Genomic DNA, 22,828 nt, shown 5'->3' with positions numbered 1-22,828 from the left:
CTGCCAGCGCTTATTTATCAGGCGTTGGCAGCTATTGTTTTCAGAGTATTCGTCTCATGAGCTTCATGCTGGACGATGTGGGCCTGACCCACAGCAACGGCTTTACCGCCCTGTCCCATATCTCCTTGTCCGCCATCCAGGGCGAGAGCATTGCGCTCATCGGCCCCTCGGGTGCCGGCAAGACTTCGCTGCTCAGCACCATAGGCACAGCCTACCTGCCCACGGCAGGTCGCATGCAGGTGCTGGGCCGGACCACGTCTGCGCAATCCGCCGCCCGCGAACTCAAGGCTTTGCGCAGCCGCATCGGCACCGTGCACCAGGCCGCGCCCATTCCGCTGCGCCAGCGCGTGGTCACGGCCGTGCTGGCCGGCAAGCTCGGCCAGTGGCCGCTGTGGAAGGCGCTGGCATCGCTGGCCTATCCGCAGGACATTGCGGGCGCGCGCGAGGCCCTGGCCCGCGTGCAGCTCGAGGACAAGCTGTTTGCACGCTGCGACCAGCTCTCCGGCGGCCAGCTGCAGCGCGTGGGCATTGCCCGCGTGCTCTACCAGCAGGCCAAGCTGATTCTGGCCGACGAGCCGGTCTCGGCCCTGGACCCTGCACTCTCGCAGGCCACGGTGCAGTTGCTGGTGCGGGAAGCCGCCGCGCGCAAGGCCACGCTGGTGGCCAGCCTGCATGCCGTCGATCTGGCGCTGGCCAACTTTGCCCGCATCGTGGGCGTGCGCGATGGCCGCCTGGCCTTTGACCTGCCGGCCGCGCAGGTCAGCGATGCACAGTTGCAAGCGCTCTATGCCCATACCGATGGCAGAGCGGCCGACCTGCCCATGCTGCACAGCCGCCTGGCTCAGCGCGATCCCGCCAGTATCACGCCCACTCCCATCCAGGTGAACGCATGCCGGTAGACATGCTCGAGCAAGCCCGGCCATCACGCCGCGACCCCTCTGCTCGCGGCCGCCTGAGCGGCCTGATCCTGACCCTGGTCGTGCTCTGGCCCATGCTGCAGACCTCGGGCTTTTCGCTCAAGCCGCTATTCGATGCCGACAATCTCAAGGTCATCGGCGGCTTTCTCGCGCAGTTTCTGCCGCCCGAAACCAGTGGGGAGTTTCTGGCCTATCTGGCTCAGGCCACGCTGGAGACCCTGGCCATCGCCACGGCCGGCATGGCGCTCGCCTTTGTGATTGCCGTACCCATGGCCTATCTGTCCACGGGCGCGGCACGCGAGAGAGTCACGCTCAACCCCATCGCCCGCAGCGTGCTCACCATCCTGCGCGGCATTCCCGAGCTGGTCTGGGCTCTGGTGTTCGTGCGTGTCTTCGGCCTGGGTCCTGCAGCCGGCGTGCTGGCCCTGGGCCTGACCTATGGCGGCATGCTGGCCAAGGTCTATGCGGAAATTCTTGAATCCACCGATCCCGTCCCGGCCAGCGCCCTGCGTGCCAGCGGCACCGGCCGTATCCAGGCCCTGCTCTACGGCCTGCTTCCGCAGGCGGCCAAGGAGCTGACCTCCTACACCGTCTACCGCTGGGAATGCGCGGTCCGCGCCTCGGTGGTCATGGGCTTTGTCGGGGCGGGGGGCCTGGGCCAGCTCATGGATCAGGCCATGAAGATGCTCAACGGCGGCGAAGCCGCCAGCATTCTGCTGGCCTTCATGCTGCTAGTGGCTGCGGCCGATCTGCTTTCCTGGTGGCTGCGTCGCGCGCTCGACGCCGCGCCTGCCGCGCGCGCCCTGCCCTTCGGCTGGCGAACCGGCACATTTGTGCTGGCGGCCTGCGCGGCGCTATGGGCCAGTCTGCGGCTTCTGGATATTGATTTCTCGGCGCTGTTCACGGCGGATGCTGCCGCCAGCATGGGCGACTTTGTCCGTGGCTTTTTCCCGCCCGATCTGAGCCAGCCCTGGCTGCTCAAGGTGCTGCAAGGCATCTGGGAGACCCTGGCCATCTCCATAGTCGGCACCTTGCTGGCCGCGATCGCGGGCCTGCTGCTGGCCCTGCCGCGCTGGCGTGCGCCATGGAATGTGGTGCTCAACGTGCTGCGCTCCGTGCCCGAGCTGGTCTGGGCCACGATCACCGCGCTGGCCGTGGGCCTGGGCCCGTTTGCCGGTGCGCTGGCCCTGGCCCTGCATACCACCGGCGTGCTGGGCCGCCTGTTTGCCGAGGCCTTGCAGAATGCTCCGGCCGCTCCCGCGAATGCGCTCAAGCTCAGCGGCAGCAATCGCCTGCTGGCATTTTGCTATGGCACCCTCCCTGGCGCAGCGCCGCAGTTGCTGGCATACACGCTGTACCGCTGGGAAATGAATATCCGCATGGCCGCGATTCTGGGCTTTGTGGGTGCCGGCGGTCTGGGCCAGCTGCTGTACTTCGAGCTTTCGCTGTTCCACTATGCCCAGGCCAGCACCGTGATCATGGCCATGCTTTTGCTGAGCATTGCCGTGGACTGGAGCAGCGCCGGCCTGCGCCGCGCCATGCGTTGAGATAGTTGACGCGGCGCCCTAGCACCGAATCAGCTTCATCCGTTCCTCCATCACATCCGCCGCGCAGCCCCCCCCCAGATGGGCCAACGCGGCCGGCGATCCGGTCTGCATCCAGATCTCGATGAGAGTTGAAACCTGAATGACTTCAGCCACACCTGGCACCGCTTAGCGATGCTGCTTCACACTCCCAGGGGCAGGTCGGCCTTCTTCAGCGTGCGCAGCACAAAGCTGGACTGGCTATGGCGTATGCCCTTGATCTTGTAGAGCTTCTCGCGCAGCAGGCGCTCGTAATCGCGCGTGTCCTTGACAACGATACGCAGCAGATAGTCGTACTCGCCCGAAACCAGATGCGCCTCCACTACCTCGGGAATGGTGGCCAGCACCTCACCGAACTTTTCCAGGGTGTTGTCCGAGTGGCTGTCCAGCGTGACCATGACCAGAACCGAATCGGCCAGTCCCAGCGCCTGCGGGTTCAGACGCACGGTATAGCCCTCGATCACGCCGGCCTCCTCCATCTTCTTGATGCGTGCCCAGCATGGTGATGCACTCAGACCCACGGCCGCGCCAATCTCTTGCAGACTGGCGCGCGCGTTAGCCTGCAATGCAGCAAGAATCTTTTTATCCAGAGTATCCATATCTTGGAATTTACTGCAAAAAATTCAAAAACAGAAAAATTTTCTGTAGCAACACTGTATTTACAGAATTTGAAGCAACATTTTCTGCACTGCAACATGCACACTTGAGTCCATGGAAGCACGTTTACCGACGCAGCAAAACCATTCAACATACCGCGCCGTTTACCGTCAGCATCCGGTTGGTTGATCCGCAATACGCATATGCAACAGGCCGCATCACTTAAGCACAGTGATGCGGCCTGTTGATATTTGGACTGCTCAGTCGCTCCGGCAAACGACAGCGGCATGAAAAAACCCGGCCGGATTTCCATCGGGCCGGGTTTTCGGGAGCCGGCCCGGCGCACAAGGCACCTGGCGGACGCTCATGCTGTCTACAGGGCTCGCTGCGGAGCAGCATCGGCTTGCACATGCTTGCGCACCTTGCTAACCAGACTTTCGCTCACATCCGAAGCCTGGTTGCCCCAGCCCGTGCGCAGGAAGGTGGCCAGTGCGGCCACTTCGCCGTCCGTCAGGCGGTCGGCATAGCCCTGCATCACCAGATGCATGGGACGGCGCTCCGTAGCGGGCGATGAAGCGCCCTTGAGAATCACCGACACCAGCGGGCTGGCATCCTTGCCCAGCACCATGGCATTGCCTTGCAGCTCGGGGAAGATCCCGGGAGCGCCCTTGCCGCTGACAAAGTGGCAGGCTGCGCAGTTGTCGAGATACAGACGAGCACCCAAAGGCATGTCGGGCGCTGCGGACTTCAGCAGCTTGGCCGTGACTTCACCAGCTTCGTCAGCCCTGGCAACCGCAGTGCTGCGAGGGCCTGGCGTGGCCACTTTTTCAGGGGCTGCATCTGCGGCTTGGCCGTCCATGGTCTTGAGGAACTTGGCCATGGCGTTCAGGTCCGCGTCGGTCATGTACTGCATGGAGTGTTCGACCACCATCGCCATTTCTCCGTTGGCCACCGCATGGGCGTTGCGGCCGGTTGCCAGATAGGCGGCCAGCTGCTCGGTGCTCCATTTCTGGGCACGCGCGTCCTTGCCGCGCAGCGCTGGAGCAGACCAGTCGTCCACCATGCCGCCGGTAAGAAAACCGGAGTCGGACAGGCGGGTGCCGTTCTGCGCCATGAAGGCAGTGCGGGGACTATGGCAGGCGGCACAGTGACCTGCACCCTCGACCAGATACTGACCGCGAATCTGCTGATCGTCACCAGCCATGGGCTTGAAGTCTGCGTCACCCGACAGCGCAAGCCAGTTCCAGGCACGGATGCCGAAGCGCATATTGAACGGGAAGCTCAGGCTGGTGGCCTGTACCTCGTTCCTGACGGGCTTCACCTCGGTCTGGAGGTAGTCGAACAGCGCGCGAATATCGCTTTCCTTCATGAAGCGATAGTTCTCGTAGGGCATGGCCGGATACAGCTGCTGACCATGACCACCGATACCGTCCACCATCGCGGCACGGAACTGCTCCAGAGTCCAGTTGCCGATGCCGGTTTCCTTGTCCGGCGTGATGTTGGAGGACCAGATGGTGCCCATGGGGCTGTCAATGCCGCGACCGCCGGCCATGGGCTCCCCCCCCTTGGCGGTATGACAGGCCATGCAATCACCGGCGCGCATGACATATTCGCCGCGGCCGGCTTCGGCCTTCCAGTCGGCGGCCAGCGCTTCATTCGCGGGCGTGGGTTTGAAAGGTACGTAGATCAGCGCCAGCGCCGCCACAACGCCCAGAACGATCAGCGCAATCAGAATGCTGAGGATTTTCTTCATGTCTTGCTCTCCTCAGACCAGCGGACGTGGGTTTTTCAAATACATGGTGCGGATCGCATGCAGCGTCCAGTACGCCAGTCCGCCGACCATGCCGGTGGGGTTGTACTGGGTGTTCTGCACGAAGTTGCCGGCACCGAAGACGAACACGTTGTGCTTGTCCCAGGCCTGGCAGTAGCGATTGACCACGCCGTCCGTGGGCTTGTCGGACATGATGTGACCACCGGTGTTGTGCGTGGTCTGGTAGGGGCGCACGTCGAACTTGGCACCGATATTCTTGAAACCCGACTGCAGCAGATCCGGTTTCAAGGCGTTGCCCACCTCCTCGGCCTTGATCTTCTGGTACTGAGTCATCCGGATGTCGTTGTCCTGCCAGTTGAAGGTCATGCGCATCAAGGGACGACCATGTGGATCCTTGTAGGTGGGGTCCAGATCCAGATGGTTGTTGCGGTAGGACATGTGCGAGCCGTGCGTGCCGATCGACATGGAATGGCCATACCACTCGCCAATGCCCTTCTTCCAGCCCGCGCCCCAGCCCGGCGTGCCCTTGGGCAGCGGCATGGAACGGATGGGTTGACCATTCATGGTGCCCACGCGCCAGTAGGCGCCGCCAATGAAGCCCAGCTTGCCGAAATCGTTCTGGTTGATGCCGTAGTCGTCGATACACATGCCGTTGGAGCCGTGACCGATGAAGGGATTGAAGTTCTCTTCCTTGAAGAACAGGGTCACGCCACCATTCATCTGGTAGGCGTAGTTCTTGCCGGTCACCCCGGTGTTGGTCTTGGGGTCGTAAGGCTTGCCGATGCCGGAGACCAGCAGCAGGTGCACGTTGTTGAGCTGATAGGACGACAGAATCACCAGGTCTGCGGGCTGGAACACTTCCTCGTTCGTGTTGGAGTCGAAGTAGGTCACGCCGGTTGCGGTCTTGCCGTCTTCCGAACTCTCCACACGCAGCACTTCGCAGTGCGTGCGATAGGAGAAATTCTTCTTGCGCTTGAGCGCATCCAGCACCGCCGTCTGGGGCGAGGACTTGGAGTACTGGTAGCAACCAAAACGCTCGCAGAAGCCGCAGAAGTTGCAGGGAGCCATCTGCATGCCATAGGGGTTCACATAGGACGTGGACGCAATGCCGGCAGGCGCCGGGAAGGGATGCAGGCCCATGCTCCTGGCACAGGCTTCGAACTTGCTCGCGTCGTAGGTCGATGGCAGAGCAGGCATGGGGTACTCTTTCGAGCGCCAGCCTTCAAACGGATTGCCGCCGGCCTGGATCTGGCCTTTGATATTGCCGGCCTTGCCCGAGACGCCGGCCACTTCGTCAAACCGGGTGAAGAAAGGCTCCAGCTCGTCGTAACTGACGGGGTAATCCATCAGGTTCATGCCTTCCGGAATGATGGACTCGCCCCATTTTTCCCTCACATAGCTGCGCAGCTTGATTTCCTCGGGCTGAGGGCGCCACAGCAAGCCATTCCAGTGCGTGCCGGCACCGCCCACGCCATTCGCAGGCAGGAAGGACCCCATCGAACGGTAAGGCAAAGCGATTTCGCTGTCGTCGCGGCGCACCGTCACCGTCGCCTGACGGGGATGCTGCATATTCTTCAGGCGCACGCCATAGGTCAGCTCGTCGATCTGATTGGGGTACTTGAATTCGGGCACCGTGTTCTGGTCGCCGCCGCGCTCCAGCGCGACGATTTCCAGGCCCTCAGCGGCCAATTCCATGCCGGCGATGGAGCCTGTCCAACCGAGGCCAACAATGACCACGTCTTTTTTCTTTTCAATGCGTGCCATGACTCAAGCCCTTTCGCCCTTGATGGATACCGGTCCCAGCGGGTACTTCACGTTGTGCTGATCGACCCATTCGGCATAGCTGGCGCGGGCGCCAGGGAAGCCGATGTATTTCCAGGACTGCATGCCGTGGTTGCCGCCATGCAAGGGGTCGGCGAAATAGCCTTCCTTGGTATTGGCCAGCAAGGTGGTAAAGAAAAAGCTCAGTTCAGGGTCTAGCTTGATCTCGCCCTTTTGCAACGCGGTCAGAGCTTCGTCCTGCTGCTCTGCGGCAAGGTTTTTGAACTGCTTGCCAAAGCGCTCCGTGCAAGCTGCATTGAAAGCGGGAATGGCCTTGCGATAGAGCTGCGCAGGGTTCAGAGGCGATTGCCAGCCGCGATCGGGCGTGGCTGCCGGGTCGTGCGGGCCTTCCATGTACCAGATCTCGGCATTGCCGTAGTAACCCTTGAGCTGGCGATCGATGAACACCGGCACATGAGCTTCAATCGCTCCAGGTCCATCCCCTTCGGACGGGATCAGGCGAGCTGTTGCCGCCAGAACAAAAGCCCACTCGTCCGCATTGAAGTACTCGGGCTTGTATGCATCCAGTTTGAGCGCAGGCTCTTTGGAGTTGGCACGCATTGCCACGGCCGTTCCAGCCAGTGCGACGCCAGCACCGGAGGCGAACAGAAAGGATCTGCGGCTTGGTGGGGAAAAGTTGGACATTGTGCGATTCCTACATCGTGTGAACCTCGGCCATGCACAGCCAGTTGCGCGATGACCGAATGTTCAGGTTTTTTGAATCAGCGGTGGGTTTGGGGTCAGGCAGGAAGAAGCACACACCCAAAGAAAATGCCCGCAAAGCGGGCACTCGTACGCAGAGTCAGAGCCTTTTTCAAGCCGGCCCATACCGCCTTAACAATTTGATAATAGTTGCGCTGACAAGTATCTGTGCCGGGCAAGCAACTTGCCTGCCAGCAGGTCGTGGTTTTTCATTGGAGTGCGCAACTGGGGTTTTCACTTAGATATAAGACATAAGACTGCCTACCTACTACTCTGCGGCCCAAGACGCTGCCAGGCAGTGATGCCAGACTCAAGACGATGGAGAAGCCCAGACTCGCCCTTCACTACTTACACGGCCAAAAGAGGGAAGGTGACGGCGCACTTTGTCGACACTAAGCTGGAGTCCGTGGCAATGAAAACCGGAACGTGGTGCCCTGTCCGCCACTCTCGACAAGATGAATGGAGACTCCGTGCAGCTCCAGCATCTGGTGCACGATTCTCAAGCCCAGGCCACCGTCACGGCGGGCACCACCTACGGTAAATGGACGCCTGAACAGGCCTTCGTGCAACTCTGGCGGGATGCCTGGGCCGGAGTCGCTGATCGTCACCTCCAGCTCTTGGCCCACTGCTCTTATGGCGATCCTGATCGCCCCGCCTTCGGGGGTATAGCGCAGGGCGTTATCCAGCAGATTGCTCAGGACGCGCTCTATCATTCCCAGATCCGCACGAACTGCCGGAAGTTGAGGAGCAAGGTCCGCCTGCAAGGCGATATGACGCGACCCTGCCGCAAGCTCGAACTTCTGGAAAATGTCCTGTACCAGATCAACCAGAGAGAATGATTCGAGCTCCGGTTGCACAAAGCCGTATTCCAGTCTGGCCAGCTCGAACAGGCTTTGGGACAGGGCCCCTACTCTTCGACTCTGGTCGAGTGCAATGCCAAGGTAGCGCCTGCGCTCTGCAGGCTCCAGGCTTGCATCCTTCAGAAGCAAGGTCTCCAGATACCCATGCAAGGATGACAGCGGTGTGCGCAGATCGTGGGAAATATTCGCGATCAACTCCCTGCGCTCCTGATCCTGCCGCGTGAGAGCTTCCCATTGCTCGCTGATGCGCAGCACCATCTGCCGATAGGCAGCGTCCAGCACTGCAATCTCGTCACGGCTGTGATTGGCCACATCCGGGGAGCGTTCCGGCATCTCGGGAGGTGCGCCATGCATGTCAAACTGCCGAACCGACTCGGTCAGACGCCGCAAGGGACGCGTGATCAAGGTGAAGGCGACAAGGCCTGCAGCGAGACAGAGCAACCCGACCATGCCAATCGACAGCAGTGCCGTCTTCAACACCGCATCTGCCGAGCCTCTGGCAGCAAGAAGATCATGGGCCTCGCCAAGCAGCACCACATAGATGAAGCCGACTTGCCGCCCGTTCACGCTCAAAGGGGCCGCACTGAAGACCTTGCGGCCATCGCGGCTGCGCGGATCATCGCCCAGAATCGGCAGCATCTGTCCATCGATGAATCGATGAACCGGCTCAAGATCGACCCGGTCGCGACGCAAACGCCCCTCGGGTGCCGCGTGGCCGGCGATGCGGCCGTCGGGCTCCAGCAGATAGACCTCCACACTCGGGTTCACCATCATCAGCTGGTTGAAAAGATTTCGCACTGCGTTAGGCATCAAGCCATTCGCATCGGTCAGCTGGGCATCGCGGGCAATACTCTCGGCGACATCGCGCGACAAGGCCTGCACCACTTCCAGCTCATGCATGCGGTTGGAGCGAAGCTGCAGCCAGGCCGAGGTACCGCTGCAGACCAGTAGCAACACGGCAAACACGATCGCCAGCCGCTGGGTCAGAGTCAGGTTCATTCGCTCTCTCCAGTTTCAGCGAACTTGTAGCCGCGCCCCCAAACCGTGAGGATCCGCGTCGGCTGTGCTGGATTGAGCTCCACCTTGGCACGAAGCCGGTTGATATGGGTGTTGACGGTGTGCTCGTAGCCCTCGTGCTGATAGCCCCAGACCGCATTGAGCAGGTCCATGCGCGAGAACACCTTGCCCGACTGGCGGGCAAAGAAATACAGAAGATCGAACTCGCGCGGCGTGAGATCGAGACGACGCCCGCTCAGGCTGGCCTCCCGCGCCACCGGGTCCATGACCAGCCCATTGACCGACAGGCTGCCTGATTCCAGGCGCGCACTCTGAGCCAGAGCATCGACCCGGCGCAGCAGAGCCTTCACCCGTGCCACGAGTTCCAGAACGGAAAACGGCTTGGCCAGATAGTCGTCCGCGCCGATCTCCAGCCCCAGAATGCGATGCACCTCACTGGAGCGGGCACTGATGATGATGATCGGCGTGTAGCGGGTCATGGCACGCGCACGTCTGCATATCTCCAAGCCGTCCACGCCAGGCAACATCAGATCCAGCACCAGCGCATCCCAGCCACCGCGCTCCAGATGCGCGAGGCCGTCGTCGCCGCGGGCGCAATGCACGACCTCCAGCCCCTCGTCCCGAAGGTGGAGCGAAAGCAGATCGGCGATGTGGGCATCGTCCTCGACCAGCAGAATGCGACGGACGTTAGTCATGGGTAATCAGGTCTCCGGGAGGGACGGTCGATGCAGAACCGCGTACTTTCACATTGTGCTCAAACTGCTCGCGGGGAGTTATCACGTTTTTTTTAACTTTGCGTGAGGACTTCGGGATCGCCACTCCATAAGCTCAATGTCATCGAACCCAGAAAGCCGATGCCATGACCACCCGACGCCATATGCTGCTGGGCGCAGCAGCCTCCGCTGCAGCGCTTGCCACCGGAATCTTCCAGCGCCACGCGACTGCAGCGACAGAGACCTTCGAAGTCAGCTATACCGACGCCCAGTGGCGTGCACGGCTCAGCCCTCAGCAATATGCGGTGCTGCGCCAGGAAGCGACGGAGCCGCCCGGCAGCAGCCCGCTCAACAAGGAGCACCGTCCTGGAACATTTTCCTGCGCAGGCTGTTCCTTGCCCTTGTTTGCCTCCTCCACCAAGTTCGACAGCGGCACCGGCTGGCCGAGCTTCTGGAAGCCGCTGGACAACGCCGTCGCCACCCGCAAGGACCGAAGCTACGGCATGGTGCGTGTCGAAGCGCACTGCCGGCGCTGTGGCGGCCATCTCGGCCATGTCTTCGAAGACGGGCCGCCTCCCACAGGTCTGCGCTATTGCATGAACGGCCTTGCCTTGGCTTTCACGCCCAGGCCGGCCTGAGGAGAAACAGGCCATGCTGCTGATCGTCCTTGCCTATCTGGGTGGTGTGCTGACCATCGTCAGTCCCTGCATCCTGCCCGTGCTGCCTTTTGTGTTCTCTCGCGCGAACCAGCCCTTTGTGCGCAACGGCCTGCCGTTGCTGGCAGGCATGGCATTGACCTTTGCGATCGTTGCCTCTCTCGCCGCCGTCGGCGGCGGCTGGGTGGTGGCTGCCAATCAGTATGGCCGCTGGCTGGCACTGGCTCTGGTGGCCGTTTTCGGGCTGACACTGCTGCTGCCGCATCTGTCGGAGAGGCTGACCCGCCCATTGGTGACTGCCGGATCGCGCCTGTCCGAGTCGGTGCAGCAAGACGGTACACCGAAGATGGCTTCCTCGGTGTTGCTGGGAATCGCAACAGGGCTGCTATGGGCTCCATGCGCCGGGCCCATTCTGGGACTGATACTGACCGGCGCCGCCCTGCAGGGCGCCAACACGACCTCCAGCTTGCTGCTGCTGGCCTATGCCGCCGGGGCTGCGACTTCCATGGCTGCGGCTTTGCTGCTGGGTGGCCGGGTATTTGCCGCGCTCAAGCGTTCGCTGGGTGCCGGTGAATGGGTGCGACGCGGCCTCGGGGCAGCCATGGTCGCGGGCGTGGCCGCCATCGCCCTGGGGATCGATACCGGCGTGCTGGCCCGACTGTCAACGGCATCCACCGGCGGCCTGGAGCAGAAACTGGTCGAGCGCCTGAACCAGCCTCATGGAGAAGACCCCACGACCATGCGCGGCAATCCGGGCACGATGATGCGGGGAGCATCCCAGGCACCCGCTGAGGGAGCCGCCATGATGTCTGCAGGAGCCGCAATGCGCATGAGCGGACCATCGAATAAAGCCCCTGCACTGCCCGATGAAGGCATCGCACCATCGCTGGGCGGGGCAACCCAATGGCTCAACTCCAAGCCTCTGAGCGGGCAAGACCTGCGTGGCAAGGTGGTGCTGGTGGATTTCTGGACCTACTCCTGCATCAACTGCCTGCGCACCCTTCCCTATGTGAAGGCATGGGCAGAAAAATACCGTGATCAAGGTCTGATCGTGGTCGGTGTGCACGCCCCCGAGTTTGCTTTTGAGCGCGACATAGGCAACGTGAGCAAGGCCATGAAAGACCTGGGCATCAACTATCCGGTGGCCGTTGACAACCAGTATGCAATCTGGCGCGCATTCAAGAACCAGTATTGGCCTGCTCACTACTTCATCGATGCCACGGGACGCATCCGCCACCATCACTTTGGCGAAGGCGGCTACGCCGAGTCGGAGCGGGTGATACAACAGCTTCTCCAAGAGGCGGGCAGCTCCCAGTCAACCATGGGCCTGACGGAGGTAGATGCCGGGGGCGTTCAACTGGCCGCCAACATGGATGAGGTCGCGTCCCCCGAAACCTATCTGGGTTATGAGCGTGCCGAGAACTTTCTCTCCACACCCAAAGCCGTTCCCGACAGGACGGCAACGTATCGGGAACCGGAACGGCCCAGGCTGAACACCTGGGGCCTTGCCGGGCAATGGATGGTTGGAGCGGAAAGCGCCTTGCTGACCGGTCCATCAGGCAGCATCGTCTACCGGTTCAAGGCACGTGATCTGCACCTGGTGCTGAGCCCCGGCCCTGACGGAAAGCCCGTGCGCTTCAAGGTCCGCATTGACGGCAAACCACCCGGCACCGCCCACGGCGTGGACGTGGCCGCCGACGGCAGCGGCACTGTCACCGGCCAGCGGCTTTACCAACTGGTGCGCCAATCCGGAGTCATTACCGAGCACACCTTCAGCATCGAGTTCCTGGACAGCGGCGTTTCCGCCTATGCCTTCACTTTCGGATAGCCATATGAACACACGCATCATCCCAGGGGCCGCCTTGAATCGGCGCGGCCTGCTCCAGACACTGGCCGGCAGCATCGTTTTGCTGGGCGGCGGACTGCTCTGGCAACCAATGGCCTTCTCGGCCGAAGAAGCGGTTCGCCTTCCTACCCCTGTCCTGGACCTCCCGGCCACCGGACCCTCCCCGCAGCGTGCAATCTTTGCCGGCGGCTGCTTCTGGGGAGTACAAGGCGTATTCCAGCACGTCAAGGGCGTGCAACGCGCGGTCTCCGGCTATAGCGGAGGTGCTGCATCCACCGCCTCCTACGAGCTGGTCAGCCGCGGCAACACCGGCCATGCAGAATCGGTCGAGATCACCTTCGATCCGACCCAGGTGAGCTATGGAAAGCTGCTGCAGATATTTTTCTCTGTCGTCCACGATCCCACCCAGCTCAACCGACAGGGTCCGGACACAGGAACGCAGTATCGCTCGGCAATCTTCACGACCAGCCCGGCCCAGCTCAAGACAGCACAGGCTTACGTCGCGCAGCTCGATGCAGCGCGCCTGTATCCCAAACCCATAGTCACCCGCCTCGAGGACAAGGCCAGCTTCTATCCGGCCGAGCTCTACCACCAGGACTTCTTGACCGAAAACCCGCGCCACCCCTATATCGTCTTCAACGATATTCCCAAGGTGAACAGCCTCAAGCGCCTCTTCCCCGACAGCTACCGCAGCGAACCGGTTCTGGTAAAGAAAACGCGCCCATAGCGACTCCATTTCAGCGATGCTGCGGCAGAGCAGCAATTGTCGGCGCAGCTGATGGCCTGCTGCACGCCCTGACGATCCTGTCGCATCACGGAAGCCCTATGAGTACCATTCTGCCCATCGGCTTCGGTCATGTCCGGCACCACCGCCAGCAGCCTGTGCAGCATGTCTTCGCTCCCCACTCTGCCTCCTCATGCAGCCACCGCTCAGCCAGCGCACGCAGCAGGACGAAGTACTCAGGCACAGCCGGCGCGGCTGGATCAGCGTCCACGATTACCACCACGACAAGGTCGTGGGTCAATGCGCTGGCCTGGCTCGAACAACTTCCGCACGGCGAAGTCTGGTTGCACGCCTTCCGCGCGGTCATCCAAGAATCATCAGGACTGAGCCCGCTGCGCGCCTCAGGCCAGGAATTTGGCTCAGCCCTGGCCAGGCAGATTGCAGCATATGCCTCGCCCCTTCGCCTGCCTGGCACAGGCCTTGCTCCGGCCGGAAGGGCTGCTGCCACGCCGTCCACTTCAAACTGTAAAGCCTGCGCCAACGGGAGGTACGCAGTACGCACACAAACAAAAAAACCTCTTAGATCAATGACCTAAGAGGTTTTCGTATTTGGTGGGTGATACATGGATCGAACATGTGACCCCTGCCGTGTGAAGGCAGTGCTCTACCGCTGAGCTAATCACCCGATAGGCGTGATTATATCAAGGATTGGCGCTCACATTTTCAAAGTTACGCCAGGCAGTCTTGCCACCGCTGGATTTATCCATCTGCTTGAGCACATCGTCGTGGGATTGCTGCTCCTGCTCATTGGCGCGCAGCACTGGCAACTTGAAGCTGCTCAGGTCCACCGATGGAACGACAATCGCTCCAGCCGCCGGAGCATCTGCCGGCTCCTCGGTCATGAGCAAGGCATCTTGCCCGCGCGTGAGATTGATGTAGACATCCGCCAACAGCTCCGCATCCAGCAAAGCGCCGTGCAGCGTGCGATTGGAATTGTCGACACCCAGGCGATCGCAGAGCGAGTCCAGCGAGTTGCGCTTGCCCGGGTACATCTCCTTGGCCATGACCAGGGTGTCGAGGACTCCGCCCACGCACTGCTTGAGTGGCGGGCGCTTGGCCAGTTTGAGCTCGTTGTTCAGAAAGCCCAGGTCGAACGGCGCATTGTGGATGATGAGCTCTGCCCCCTGCAGATACTCCCAGATCTCGTCGATCTTTTCCTCAAAGCGCGGCTTGTCCTTGAGGAACTCCGTGGTGATGCCGTGCACGCGCAAGGCATCTGGATGGCTGTCCCGACCCGCATTGAAGTACAGATGCAGATTGTTGCCGGTGAGCTTGCGATTGACCAGCTCCACGCAGCCCAGCTCAATCAGACGATCGCCATCGATGGCCGACAGGCCGGTCGTTTCCGTATCCAGAACAATTTGGCGCGACATTCAATTTCTCCCAATTACCTGCGGCGCTCACATCGCCCAACAATTTCTAAAACAAGCGCGCACCAAAGCCAGGACACCAAGGAAGCGCCGCCGCGCACCGAGGGTGTCGTCCCCCTCCCCTAGCGCGAAGCGCGTAGAGAGAGGGGGAAGGCGCAAAGCGCCTCAGGGGGTGCTTAATGATTCTCTTTGGCGTGATTGATGGAGTACTTGGGGATCTCCACCGTCACATTCTCGCGCGCCAGAATCGCCTGGCAGGACAGGCGCGACTGAGGCTGCAGACCCCAGGCCTTGTCGAGCAGGTCTTCTTCCTCTTCCTCCGCCTCGTTCAGGGAGTTGAAGCCTTCCTTGACGATGACATGGCAGGTCGTGCAGGCACAGCTCATATCACAGGCATGCTCGATATTGATGCCGTTGTCCAGCATGGCTTCACAGATCGAAGTGCCGACAGGAGCTTCGATTTCCGTGCCATTGGGGCAGTACTCGGCGTGAGGAAGAATTTTGATGATGGGCATTGTTCTGTTTATGAATTAAATGGTGTTGACACTCTTGCCAGCCAGCGCCTGCTGGATGCTGCGATTCATGCGTTCGGCCGCAAACGACTCGGTTCCCTTGGCCAGGGCCTGTGTTGCGCCCTCCACGACGGCCGGATCATCGCTGGCGACGGCCGCGCGTAGCGCTGTCATCAGGCCGTCGATGCTGTCGCGCTGCTCGGCGCTGAGCACATCCCCATCCACGTCCAGCGCGCTCTGCGTGGCCAGCAGCATGCGATCGGCATCCACGCGGGCCTCGACCAGGGCGCGGGCTTTCATGTCTTCCTGGGCCGTGGCAAAACCGTCCTGCAGCATCTGGGCGATCTGGTCGTCGGAAATGCCGTAGGAAGGCTTGACATTGATATGCGCTTCGACGCCGCTGGTCTGCTCCTTGGCGCTGACGGACAGCAGGCCGTCGGCATCGACCGTGAAGGTCACGCGGATGCGCGCCGCACCGGCAGCCATGGGCGGAATGCCGCGCAACTCGAAACGCGCCAGGCTGCGGCAGTCCGCCACCAGATCGCGCTCGCCTTGCACCACATGAATGGCCAGAGCGGTCTGGCCGTCCTTGTAGGTCGTGAAGTCCTGTGCGCGGGCCGTGGGGATGGTCTCGTTGCGCGTGATGATGCGCTCGGACAGACCGCCCATGGTTTCCACACCCAGCGACAGCGGAATCACGTCCAGCAACAGCAGGTCGCCGGCGGTATTGTTGCCGGCCAGCTGATTGGCCTGAATGGCAGCGCCCAAGGCCACCACTTCGTCAGGGTTGAGATTGGTCAGCGGCTCGCTGCCGAAGAAGTCGGCCACGGCCTGGCGAATCTGGGGCATGCGGGTGGAGCCGCCGACCATGACCACGCCCTGCACCTCGTCGCGACCCAGGTCTGCATCCTTGAGCGCGCGGCGCACAGCAGCAAGGCTCTTGCTGGTTAAGTGAGCAGTCAGCGCAATGAATTCCTCACGCTTGACATCAAAAGACACTGAGCCCGAGGAAACATCAGCGGTAAACGCTACAACTTCTGATTCAGTCAGGGCCTGCTTGCAATGGCGCGCGGCAATACGCCAGGCGGTCTTGTCTGCTGCCGACTCCAGCTGCGTGCCGGTCTTTTCCGCCACCCAGGCCGCCAGCGCGTCATCGTAGTCATCGCCGCCCAATGCCGAGTCACCACCTGTGGCGATCACTTCGAACACACCCTGTGCAAGACGCAGCACCGAAATATCGAAGGTGCCGCCACCCAGATCGTAGACGGCGTAGACGCCCTCTGCCGCGTTGTCCAGGCCGTAGGCAATGGCTGCTGCCGTGGGTTCGTTGATCAGGCGCAGCAAGTTGATGCCTGCCAGCTTGGCTGCATCCTTGGTGGCCTGGCGCTGAGCATCGTCAAAGTACGCAGGCACGGTGATGACTGCACCATAGAGATCGTTGTCGAACGTGTCTTCGGCACGGAAGCGCAAGGTCGCCAGAATTTCGGCACTGATTTCCACGGCCGTCTTGGCGCCGTCCACGGTTTCGACGGAGATGACGCTGCTGTCATCGGTCTTGAAGCGATAAGGCAGCTTCTCGGGCGATTCGATATCGGCCAGGCTTCGCCCCATGAAGCGCTTGGCCGAGCTGATAGTGTTGGCAGCATCCTGCGCCTGCGCGGCCTTGGCATCAAAACCGATCTGTCGGCGGCCCATTTCCATGTAACGCACCACCGATGGCAGCAGCACACGCCCCTGATCGTCGGGCAGGCATTCGGCCACGCCGTTGCGCACTGCAGCGACCAGAGAATGCGTGGTGCCCAGGTCGATACCTACAGCAATGCGTCGCTGGTGGGGATCGGGGGATTGGCCGGGCTCGGAAATCTGCAAAAGCGCCATGAAATTCTTCTTTTGAAACATCAGAGGCCAGCGTGGCTGGCCCGCTCAAGGTGGATACGCTGCGTGCCTAGGGCACAGCGCGTTGCTCTGGCTCTTATTGTCCCAGTTGATCGCGACGGCGATCCACATCTTGCGCAAATCGCGCAACAAACATGAGGGCTCTCACCTGCTGCACGGCAGCGGCGGCATCGCCAGCCTCGTCCAGCAGACGACCGCATTCGCCAAGCATCTGCTTTTTGGCAGCGAGCATCTCGCCCTCCAGAGCATCCAGCTCCTGCTCGCTGGCAGCGTCTTCCAGCGCTTCGCGCCACTCCATCTGCTGCATCAGAAATGCCGCAGGCATGGCCGTGTTGTCTTCGGCCCGCACTGGTGCTCCCGCCAGCTCGCACAGATAGGCCGCGCGCTTGAGCGGGTCCTTGAGGCGCTGATAGGCCTCGTTGATGCGCACCGACCATTGCATGGCCACGCGCTGCGCCGCTGCGCCCTGGGCGGCAAAGCGGTCTGGATGTGCTTCACGCTGCAGCTCTTTCCAGCGTGCGTCGATCTGGCTGCGCTCCTGCGCAAACTTGCGCGGCAGGCCAAACAATTCAAAGTCGTCAGATTGCAGATTCATGGCATTAAAAAACCGCCTGCAGCAGCGCTGAGGCGGTTCCGTTCTTACGCTTGGGCGCTACACACGCCAGGGACACCGAGCAAGAGCCGCCTCGCAGCGAAGGTGTCGTCCCCTTGGGGGAAGGTGCGAAGCGACTCAGGGGAAAATCAAATCCTGAAGCTCTCGCCACAACCGCAGCGATCACGCTCGTTGGGGTTGTGGAACTTGAAGCCCTCGTTCAGGCCCTCGCGCACAAAATCCAGTTCCGTGCCATCGATATAGGCCAGGCTCTTGGGGTCGATCAGCACCTTGATGCCGTGGTCTTCAAACACCACGTCATCGGGCTGGACTTCGTCCACATACTCCAGCTTGTAGGCCAAGCCGGAACAGCCCGTGGTCTTCACGCCGAGGCGCACGCCAATCCCCTTGCCGCGACGCGAAAGGTAGCGGTTCACATGACGGGCAGCCGCCTCGGTCATTGAGATGGCCATGGCCTTAGGCTTCCGTCGCCGTGCGCTTTGCGCGGTAGTCGTTCACAGCAGCCTTGATGGCGTCTTCAGCCAGGATGGAGCAGTGAACCTTGACCGGTGGCAGCGCCAGTTCTTCGGCGATCTGGCTGTTCTTCAGGGCGGCAGCCTCATCCAGCGTCTTGCCTTTGACCCATTCGGTCACCAGCGAAGACGAGGCGATGGCAGAGCCGCAGCCATAAGTCTTGAAGCGTGCATCTTCGATCACGCCAGTGGCAGGATTGACCTTGATCTGCAGCTTCATCACGTCACCGCAAGCGGGCGCACCCACCATACCCGTGCCCACGGAGTCATCGCTCTTGTCGAACGAGCCCACGTTGCGGGGGTTTTCATAGTGGTCAACAACTTTTTCGGAGTAAGCCATGGTGTCTACCTCTTGAACTCTTTGTAATCTATGCTTAGTGTGCAGCCCATTGAATAGTGCTGAGGTCGATGCCGTCTTTGTACATCTCCCACAGAGGGCTCAGCTCGCGCAGCTTCAGCACGTTTTCGCGGATCGACTTGATCGCGTAGTCAATTTCCTCTTCCGTCGTGAAGCGACCAAAGGTCATGCGCAAAGAGCTGTGTGCCAGCTCATCGCTGCGGCCCAGGGCACGCAGCACATAGCTGGGCTCCAGGCTGGCGGATGTGCAGGCGGAACCCGAGGACACGGCCAGACCCTTGATGCCCATGATCAGCGACTCGCCTTCGACGAAGTTGAAGCTCATGTTCAGGTAATGGGGAACACCGTTGTCCATATCGCCGTTCACGAACACCTGCTCCAGATCCTTCAGACCATCGAGCAGACGCTGGCGCAGTGCACGTGCGTGCTCCATATCCTTGGCCATCTCTTCCTTGGCGATGCGGAAGGCTTCGCCCATGCCCACGATCTGGTGGGTTGCCAGCGTGCCGGAACGCATGCCGCGTTCATGACCGCCGCCGTGCATCTGAGCTTCCAGGCGCACGCGCGGCTTGCGGCGCACGTACAGCGCACCGATGCCCTTGGGGCCGTAGGTCTTGTGCGAAGCCAGGCTCATCAAGTCGATGGGCATGGTCTGCATGTTCAGATCCATCTTGCCCGAAGCCTGAGCGGCGTCGACGTGGAAGATGATGCCCTTCTCACGGCACAGGGCGCCAATGGTGTTCAGATCCTGAACCACACCGATCTCGTTGTTCACGGCCATCACGCTGGCGAGGATGGTGTCGGGACGGATCGCGGCCTTGAACACTTCGATGTCCAGCAGACCGTTTTCCTGCACGTCCAGATAGCTGACTTCAAAGCCCTGGCGCTCCAGTTCACGCATGGTGTCCAGCACGGCCTTGTGCTCGGTCTTCACGGTGATCAGGTGCTTGCCCTTGCCCTGGTAGAAATGCGCTGCACCCTTGATGGCCAGGTTGTCGGACTCGGTCGCGCCGCTGGTCCAGACGATTTCACGCGGGTCGGCGCCAATCAGATCGGCGACCTGCTTGCGGGCCTTCTCGACGGCCTCTTCGGCTTCCCAGCCCCAGGCATGGCTGCGCGATGCGGCATTGCCAAAATGTTCACGCAGCCAGGGAATCATGGCGTCCGCCACGCGGGGGTCCACCGGAGTGGTTGCACCGTAGTCGAGATAAATGGGAAAGTGCGGGGTCATGTCCATGACTGGCTCGTCTTGTTTTTGGCTGACAAATCGTGAGGAATCGATGCACCTTATGGTGCCATCAGGGCGAAGAAACATGCCGCACAGCCATGCATGCATCCAGGCCCTGACTATCGGAGTCGGGCTTCATGCCGATCTGGTTGCCGCCCGAGCACTGCTCAAGCGGCCCCGGATCAGGATTTCGCGAAGGCGTTACCCAGGGCGAACACCGAGTTCGGTGCGTTCACACGGATGGGCTTGACCACGGGTGCTGTGGAGATGGCGCGGCGCACCACGGGCTTGTCCTCGATCTGGATGCCCTTGGCCAGTTGCTCGTCCACCAGCTTTTGCAGAGTGACGGAGTCCAGGAATTCCACCATGCGCTGATTCAGTGCAGCCCACAGCTCATGGGTCATGCAGCGACCCGCTTCGCCCAGACAGTTTTCCTTGCCACCGCACTGGGTCGCATCAATAGGTTCATCCACCGAGACGATGATGTCAGCCACGGTGATGTCCGTTGCCTTACGGGCCAGGGTGTAGCCGCCGCCGGGGCCACGGGTGGATTCCACCAGTTCGTGGCGACGCAGCTTGCCAAACAACTGTTCCAGATAGGACAGCGAAATCTGCTGACGCTGGCTGATGGCAGCCAGAGTCACAGGGCCATTGTTCTGGCGCAGTGCCAGGTCGATCATCGCGGTGACCGCAAAGCGGCCTTTGGTCGTAAGACGCATACGAGCTCCTTCAGTCAGGATTGTTCGTTACAGAAACGCACGCCCGGTCACAGTACCTAGACGAGCACAGTCTCCGCCCTTACTCCGTCCTGTGATTAGGTTCAGAGCCCTTCTGTGAGGGAAGTTTGTTGTTGAGTGTTTGAGGCGAGTATATCACATTCCCCATCAATTTTGTCGGGTAACAGCGTGCACTCACGTAATAACCCCGAGATTTGCGAAGAAATATTCCTACGGCGCCGCCCCGAACAATTGCTGCTTGAGAAGCGAAAGCTGGTCTCGCACACGCGCTGCCTGCTCGAATTCCAGGTTCCTGGCGTGCTCCAGCATTTGCTTCTCCAGACGCTTGATCTCCTTGGCGATGTCTTTCTCCGACATATCCTCGACACGTGCCTGTTGTAGAGCCTGCTCCTGCAGACGCTCGGCCTCTTTGCCGCTTTTTTCGCTGTAGACGCCATCAATCAGGTCTTTCACCCTCTTGACAATCTGTTTTGGCACGATTCCGTTGGCTTCGTTGAAAGCCATCTGTTTTTCGCGGCGTCTTTCGGTTTCGCCGATGGCTTTCTTCATGGACTCCGTGATGCGGTCCGCGTACAGAATCGCCTTGCCGTTGACGTTGCGCGCCGCACGACCGATGGTCTGGATCAGGCTGCGTTCGGCACGCAGAAAGCCTTCCTTGTCGGCATCCAGAATCGCCACCAGCGAGACCTCGGGAATATCCAGGCCTTCGCGCAGCAGGTTGATGCCGACCAGCACGTCGAAGGCTCCCAGACGCAGGTCGCGGATGATTTCCACGCGCTCCACCGTATCCACGTCGGAGTGCAGATAGCGCACCTTCACGCCGTTGTCGGTCAGGTATTCGGTCAGCTGCTCGGCCATGCGCTTGGTCAGCGTGGTGATGAGCACGCGCTCCTCCAGCTCCACGCGCTGGCGGATCTCCTGCAGCACGTCATCCACCTGATGGATGGCCGGCCGCACTTCGATCTCGGGATCGACCAGGCCCGTGGGGCGCACCACCTGCTCCACCACCTGCCCGGCATGAGTCTTTTCATATTCGGCGGGCGTGGCCGAGACAAACACGACCTGGCGCATGCGCCGCTCGAACTCCTCGAACTTGAGCGGCCGGTTGTCCAGCGCCGACGGCAGGCGGAAGCCATATTCCACCAGCGTGGTCTTGCGCGCCCGGTCGCCGTTGTACATGGCGTTGAGCTGGCCGATCATCTGATGGCTCTCGTCGAGGAACATGATGGCGTCGCGCGGCAGATAGTCGGTCAGCGTGCTGGGCGGATCGCCTGGCTTGGAGGCCGAGAGATGGCGCGTGTAGTTCTCGATGCCCTTGCAGTGCCCCACTTCGCTGAGCATTTCCAGATCGAAGCGCGTGCGCTGCTCCAGGCGCTGCGCCTCCACCAGCTTGCCCATGCCCACGAGTTGCTTGAGGCGCTCGGCCAGCTCTTCCTTGATGGTCTCCACGGCCGCCAGCACCTTGTCGCGCGGCGTCACATAGTGGCTGCTGGGATAGATGGTGAAGCGCGGAATGTTCTGGCGCACCCGGCCCGTGAGCGGATCGAACAGCTGCAGGCTCTCGACCTCGTCGTCGAACAGCTCGATGCGCACGGCCAGCTCAGAATGCTCGGCCGGGAACACATCGATGGTGTCGCCGCGCACGCGGAAGGTGCCGCGCGAGAAATCCTGGTCGTTGCGCTGGTACTGCATGCGGATCAGCTGCGCGATCGCGTCACGCTGGTTGAGCGTGTCGCCCGCGCGCAGCGTCATGATCATGCGGTGGTAGCTCTCGGGCTCGCCGATGCCGTAGATGGCCGAGACGGTGGCCACGATCACCACATCGCGGCGCTCCATGATGCTCTTGGTGCAGGACAGGCGCATCTGCTCGATGTGCTCGTTGATGGCGCTGTCCTTTTCGATAAACAGGTCGCGCTGGGGCACATAGGCTTCGGGCTGGTAGTAGTCGTAGTAGCTGACGAAGTACTCGACCGCGTTTTTCGGGAAAAACTCCCTGAACTCCGAGTACAGCTGTGCCGCCAACGTCTTGTTGGGCGCAAACACGATGGCGGGCTTGCCCAGACGCGCGATCACGTTGGCCATGGTGAAGGTCTTGCCCGAACCGGTCACGCCCAGCAGCGTCTGGAAAGACTCGCCGTCATTGACGCCTTCGACCAGTTTTTCGATGGCCGCAGGCTGATCGCCCGCCGGTGGATAGGGCTGGAACAGCTCGAACGGCGAGTCCGGGTATTGCACGAAACGGCCTTGCGGCTCGGCATTCATATTTTGTTCTTGCATGATCTCATGTCCATGACGCATAGGGTAAGCGCGGAGTAGAATGGCAGCCCAACCCTCA

General features: G+C 61.2%; 20 protein-coding genes and 1 tRNA gene. 5 read left to right on the top strand and 16 right to left on the bottom strand.

Annotation, left to right across the window (positions count from 1 at the left end):
• Positions 1 to 56 precede the first annotated feature (56 nt).
• Positions 57 to 899, top strand: a complete 843-nt coding sequence (locus JAO85_RS18695; RefSeq protein ID WP_202788715.1) for a phosphonate ABC transporter ATP-binding protein — start codon at positions 57 to 59, stop codon at positions 897 to 899.
• Positions 890 to 2,464, top strand: a complete 1,575-nt coding sequence (gene phnE / locus JAO85_RS18690; RefSeq protein WP_202788714.1) for a phosphonate ABC transporter, permease protein PhnE — start codon at positions 890 to 892, stop codon at positions 2,462 to 2,464. The genes JAO85_RS18695 and phnE overlap by 10 nt, the downstream gene beginning before the upstream one ends.
• Before the next feature lie 179 nt (positions 2,465 to 2,643).
• Here phnE and JAO85_RS18685 read toward each other — a convergent pair whose 3' ends face one another.
• From JAO85_RS18685 to JAO85_RS18660, 6 genes are all read right to left on the bottom strand, one after another.
• The gene (locus JAO85_RS18685) at positions 2,644 to 3,099 is read right to left on the bottom strand and encodes an Lrp/AsnC family transcriptional regulator (RefSeq protein ID WP_003062481.1); all 456 of its coding nucleotides are present in this window, start codon (positions 3,097 to 3,099) and stop codon (positions 2,644 to 2,646) included.
• Positions 3,100 to 3,470: 371 nt separating this feature from the next.
• Positions 3,471 to 4,850 (bottom strand): cytochrome c, encoded by a 1,380-nt coding sequence (locus tag JAO85_RS18680; protein WP_202788713.1) that lies wholly within the window; start codon positions 4,848 to 4,850, stop codon positions 3,471 to 3,473.
• 12 nt (positions 4,851 to 4,862) lie between these two features.
• The gene (locus JAO85_RS18675) at positions 4,863 to 6,632 is read right to left on the bottom strand and encodes a GMC family oxidoreductase (protein ID WP_012838722.1); all 1,770 of its coding nucleotides are present in this window, start codon (positions 6,630 to 6,632) and stop codon (positions 4,863 to 4,865) included.
• Positions 6,633 to 6,635: 3 nt separating this feature from the next.
• Complete coding sequence (locus JAO85_RS18670; RefSeq protein ID WP_012838723.1) at positions 6,636 to 7,334, bottom strand: gluconate 2-dehydrogenase subunit 3 family protein; 699 nt, start codon at positions 7,332 to 7,334, stop codon at positions 6,636 to 6,638.
• Positions 7,335 to 7,783: 449 nt separating this feature from the next.
• Positions 7,784 to 9,250 (bottom strand): HAMP domain-containing sensor histidine kinase, encoded by a 1,467-nt coding sequence (locus JAO85_RS18665; protein WP_034392017.1) that lies wholly within the window; start codon positions 9,248 to 9,250, stop codon positions 7,784 to 7,786.
• Positions 9,247 to 9,963: a response regulator transcription factor gene (locus JAO85_RS18660; protein WP_003067613.1), complete on the bottom strand. Its 717-nt coding sequence runs from the start codon at positions 9,961 to 9,963 to the stop codon at positions 9,247 to 9,249. The genes JAO85_RS18665 and JAO85_RS18660 overlap by 4 nt, the downstream gene beginning before the upstream one ends.
• A gap of 164 nt (positions 9,964 to 10,127) precedes the next feature.
• Between JAO85_RS18660 and msrB the strand changes: the two genes are divergently transcribed.
• Genes msrB through msrA form a run of 3 tightly spaced genes read left to right on the top strand, consistent with a single transcriptional unit; the run spans position 10,128 to position 13,210 of the window.
• Positions 10,128 to 10,619: a peptide-methionine (R)-S-oxide reductase MsrB gene (msrB, locus tag JAO85_RS18655; protein ID WP_003067612.1), complete on the top strand. Its 492-nt coding sequence runs from the start codon at positions 10,128 to 10,130 to the stop codon at positions 10,617 to 10,619.
• A gap of 13 nt (positions 10,620 to 10,632) precedes the next feature.
• On the top strand, positions 10,633 to 12,465 hold the full coding sequence (locus tag JAO85_RS18650; protein ID WP_202788712.1) for a cytochrome c biogenesis protein DipZ: 1,833 nt from the start codon (positions 10,633 to 10,635) through the stop codon (positions 12,463 to 12,465).
• Between the two features lie 4 nt (positions 12,466 to 12,469).
• Positions 12,470 to 13,210, top strand: coding sequence for a peptide-methionine (S)-S-oxide reductase MsrA (gene msrA / locus JAO85_RS18645; RefSeq protein WP_202788711.1), 741 nt, complete (start codon positions 12,470 to 12,472; stop codon positions 13,208 to 13,210).
• 607 nt (positions 13,211 to 13,817) lie between these two features.
• On the opposite strand, the gene JAO85_RS18640 is transcribed toward msrA, so the two are convergent.
• The 10 genes from JAO85_RS18640 to uvrB form a co-directional block, all read right to left on the bottom strand.
• A tRNA-Val gene (locus JAO85_RS18640) sits at positions 13,818 to 13,892 on the bottom strand.
• Between the two features lie 16 nt (positions 13,893 to 13,908).
• On the bottom strand, positions 13,909 to 14,640 hold the full coding sequence (gene dnaQ, locus JAO85_RS18635; RefSeq protein ID WP_003067586.1) for a DNA polymerase III subunit epsilon: 732 nt from the start codon (positions 14,638 to 14,640) through the stop codon (positions 13,909 to 13,911).
• Positions 14,641 to 14,813: 173 nt separating this feature from the next.
• On the bottom strand, positions 14,814 to 15,152 hold the full coding sequence (gene fdx, locus JAO85_RS18630) for an ISC system 2Fe-2S type ferredoxin (protein WP_003054218.1): 339 nt from the start codon (positions 15,150 to 15,152) through the stop codon (positions 14,814 to 14,816).
• A gap of 15 nt (positions 15,153 to 15,167) precedes the next feature.
• On the bottom strand, positions 15,168 to 17,027 hold the full coding sequence (gene hscA, locus JAO85_RS18625) for a Fe-S protein assembly chaperone HscA (RefSeq protein ID WP_202788710.1): 1,860 nt from the start codon (positions 17,025 to 17,027) through the stop codon (positions 15,168 to 15,170).
• 94 nt (positions 17,028 to 17,121) lie between these two features.
• On the bottom strand, positions 17,122 to 17,640 hold the full coding sequence (gene hscB, locus JAO85_RS18620) for a Fe-S protein assembly co-chaperone HscB (protein WP_003067580.1): 519 nt from the start codon (positions 17,638 to 17,640) through the stop codon (positions 17,122 to 17,124).
• Positions 17,641 to 17,786: 146 nt separating this feature from the next.
• Positions 17,787 to 18,110, bottom strand: coding sequence for an iron-sulfur cluster assembly protein IscA (iscA, locus tag JAO85_RS18615; protein WP_003054214.1), 324 nt, complete (start codon positions 18,108 to 18,110; stop codon positions 17,787 to 17,789).
• A gap of 4 nt (positions 18,111 to 18,114) precedes the next feature.
• Entirely contained in the window at positions 18,115 to 18,510 is a 396-nt protein-coding gene (gene iscU / locus JAO85_RS18610; protein WP_003054213.1) for a Fe-S cluster assembly scaffold IscU, read from the bottom strand.
• Positions 18,511 to 18,544: 34 nt separating this feature from the next.
• Complete coding sequence (locus tag JAO85_RS18605; protein ID WP_039048945.1) at positions 18,545 to 19,765, bottom strand: IscS subfamily cysteine desulfurase; 1,221 nt, start codon at positions 19,763 to 19,765, stop codon at positions 18,545 to 18,547.
• Between the two features lie 173 nt (positions 19,766 to 19,938).
• The gene (iscR, locus tag JAO85_RS18600; protein WP_003054211.1) at positions 19,939 to 20,475 is read right to left on the bottom strand and encodes a Fe-S cluster assembly transcriptional regulator IscR; all 537 of its coding nucleotides are present in this window, start codon (positions 20,473 to 20,475) and stop codon (positions 19,939 to 19,941) included.
• Between the two features lie 228 nt (positions 20,476 to 20,703).
• Positions 20,704 to 22,770, bottom strand: a complete 2,067-nt coding sequence (uvrB, locus tag JAO85_RS18595) for an excinuclease ABC subunit UvrB (RefSeq protein WP_304515663.1) — start codon at positions 22,768 to 22,770, stop codon at positions 20,704 to 20,706.
• Positions 22,771 to 22,828: the final 58 nt, after the last annotated feature.

Origin of the sequence: Comamonas sp. NyZ500 (assembly GCF_016772095.1) — a bacterium.
GTDB classification, from domain to species: domain Bacteria; phylum Pseudomonadota; class Gammaproteobacteria; order Burkholderiales; family Burkholderiaceae_C; genus Comamonas; species Comamonas thiooxydans.
This window is presented reverse-complemented; position numbering and strand designations above follow the sequence as displayed.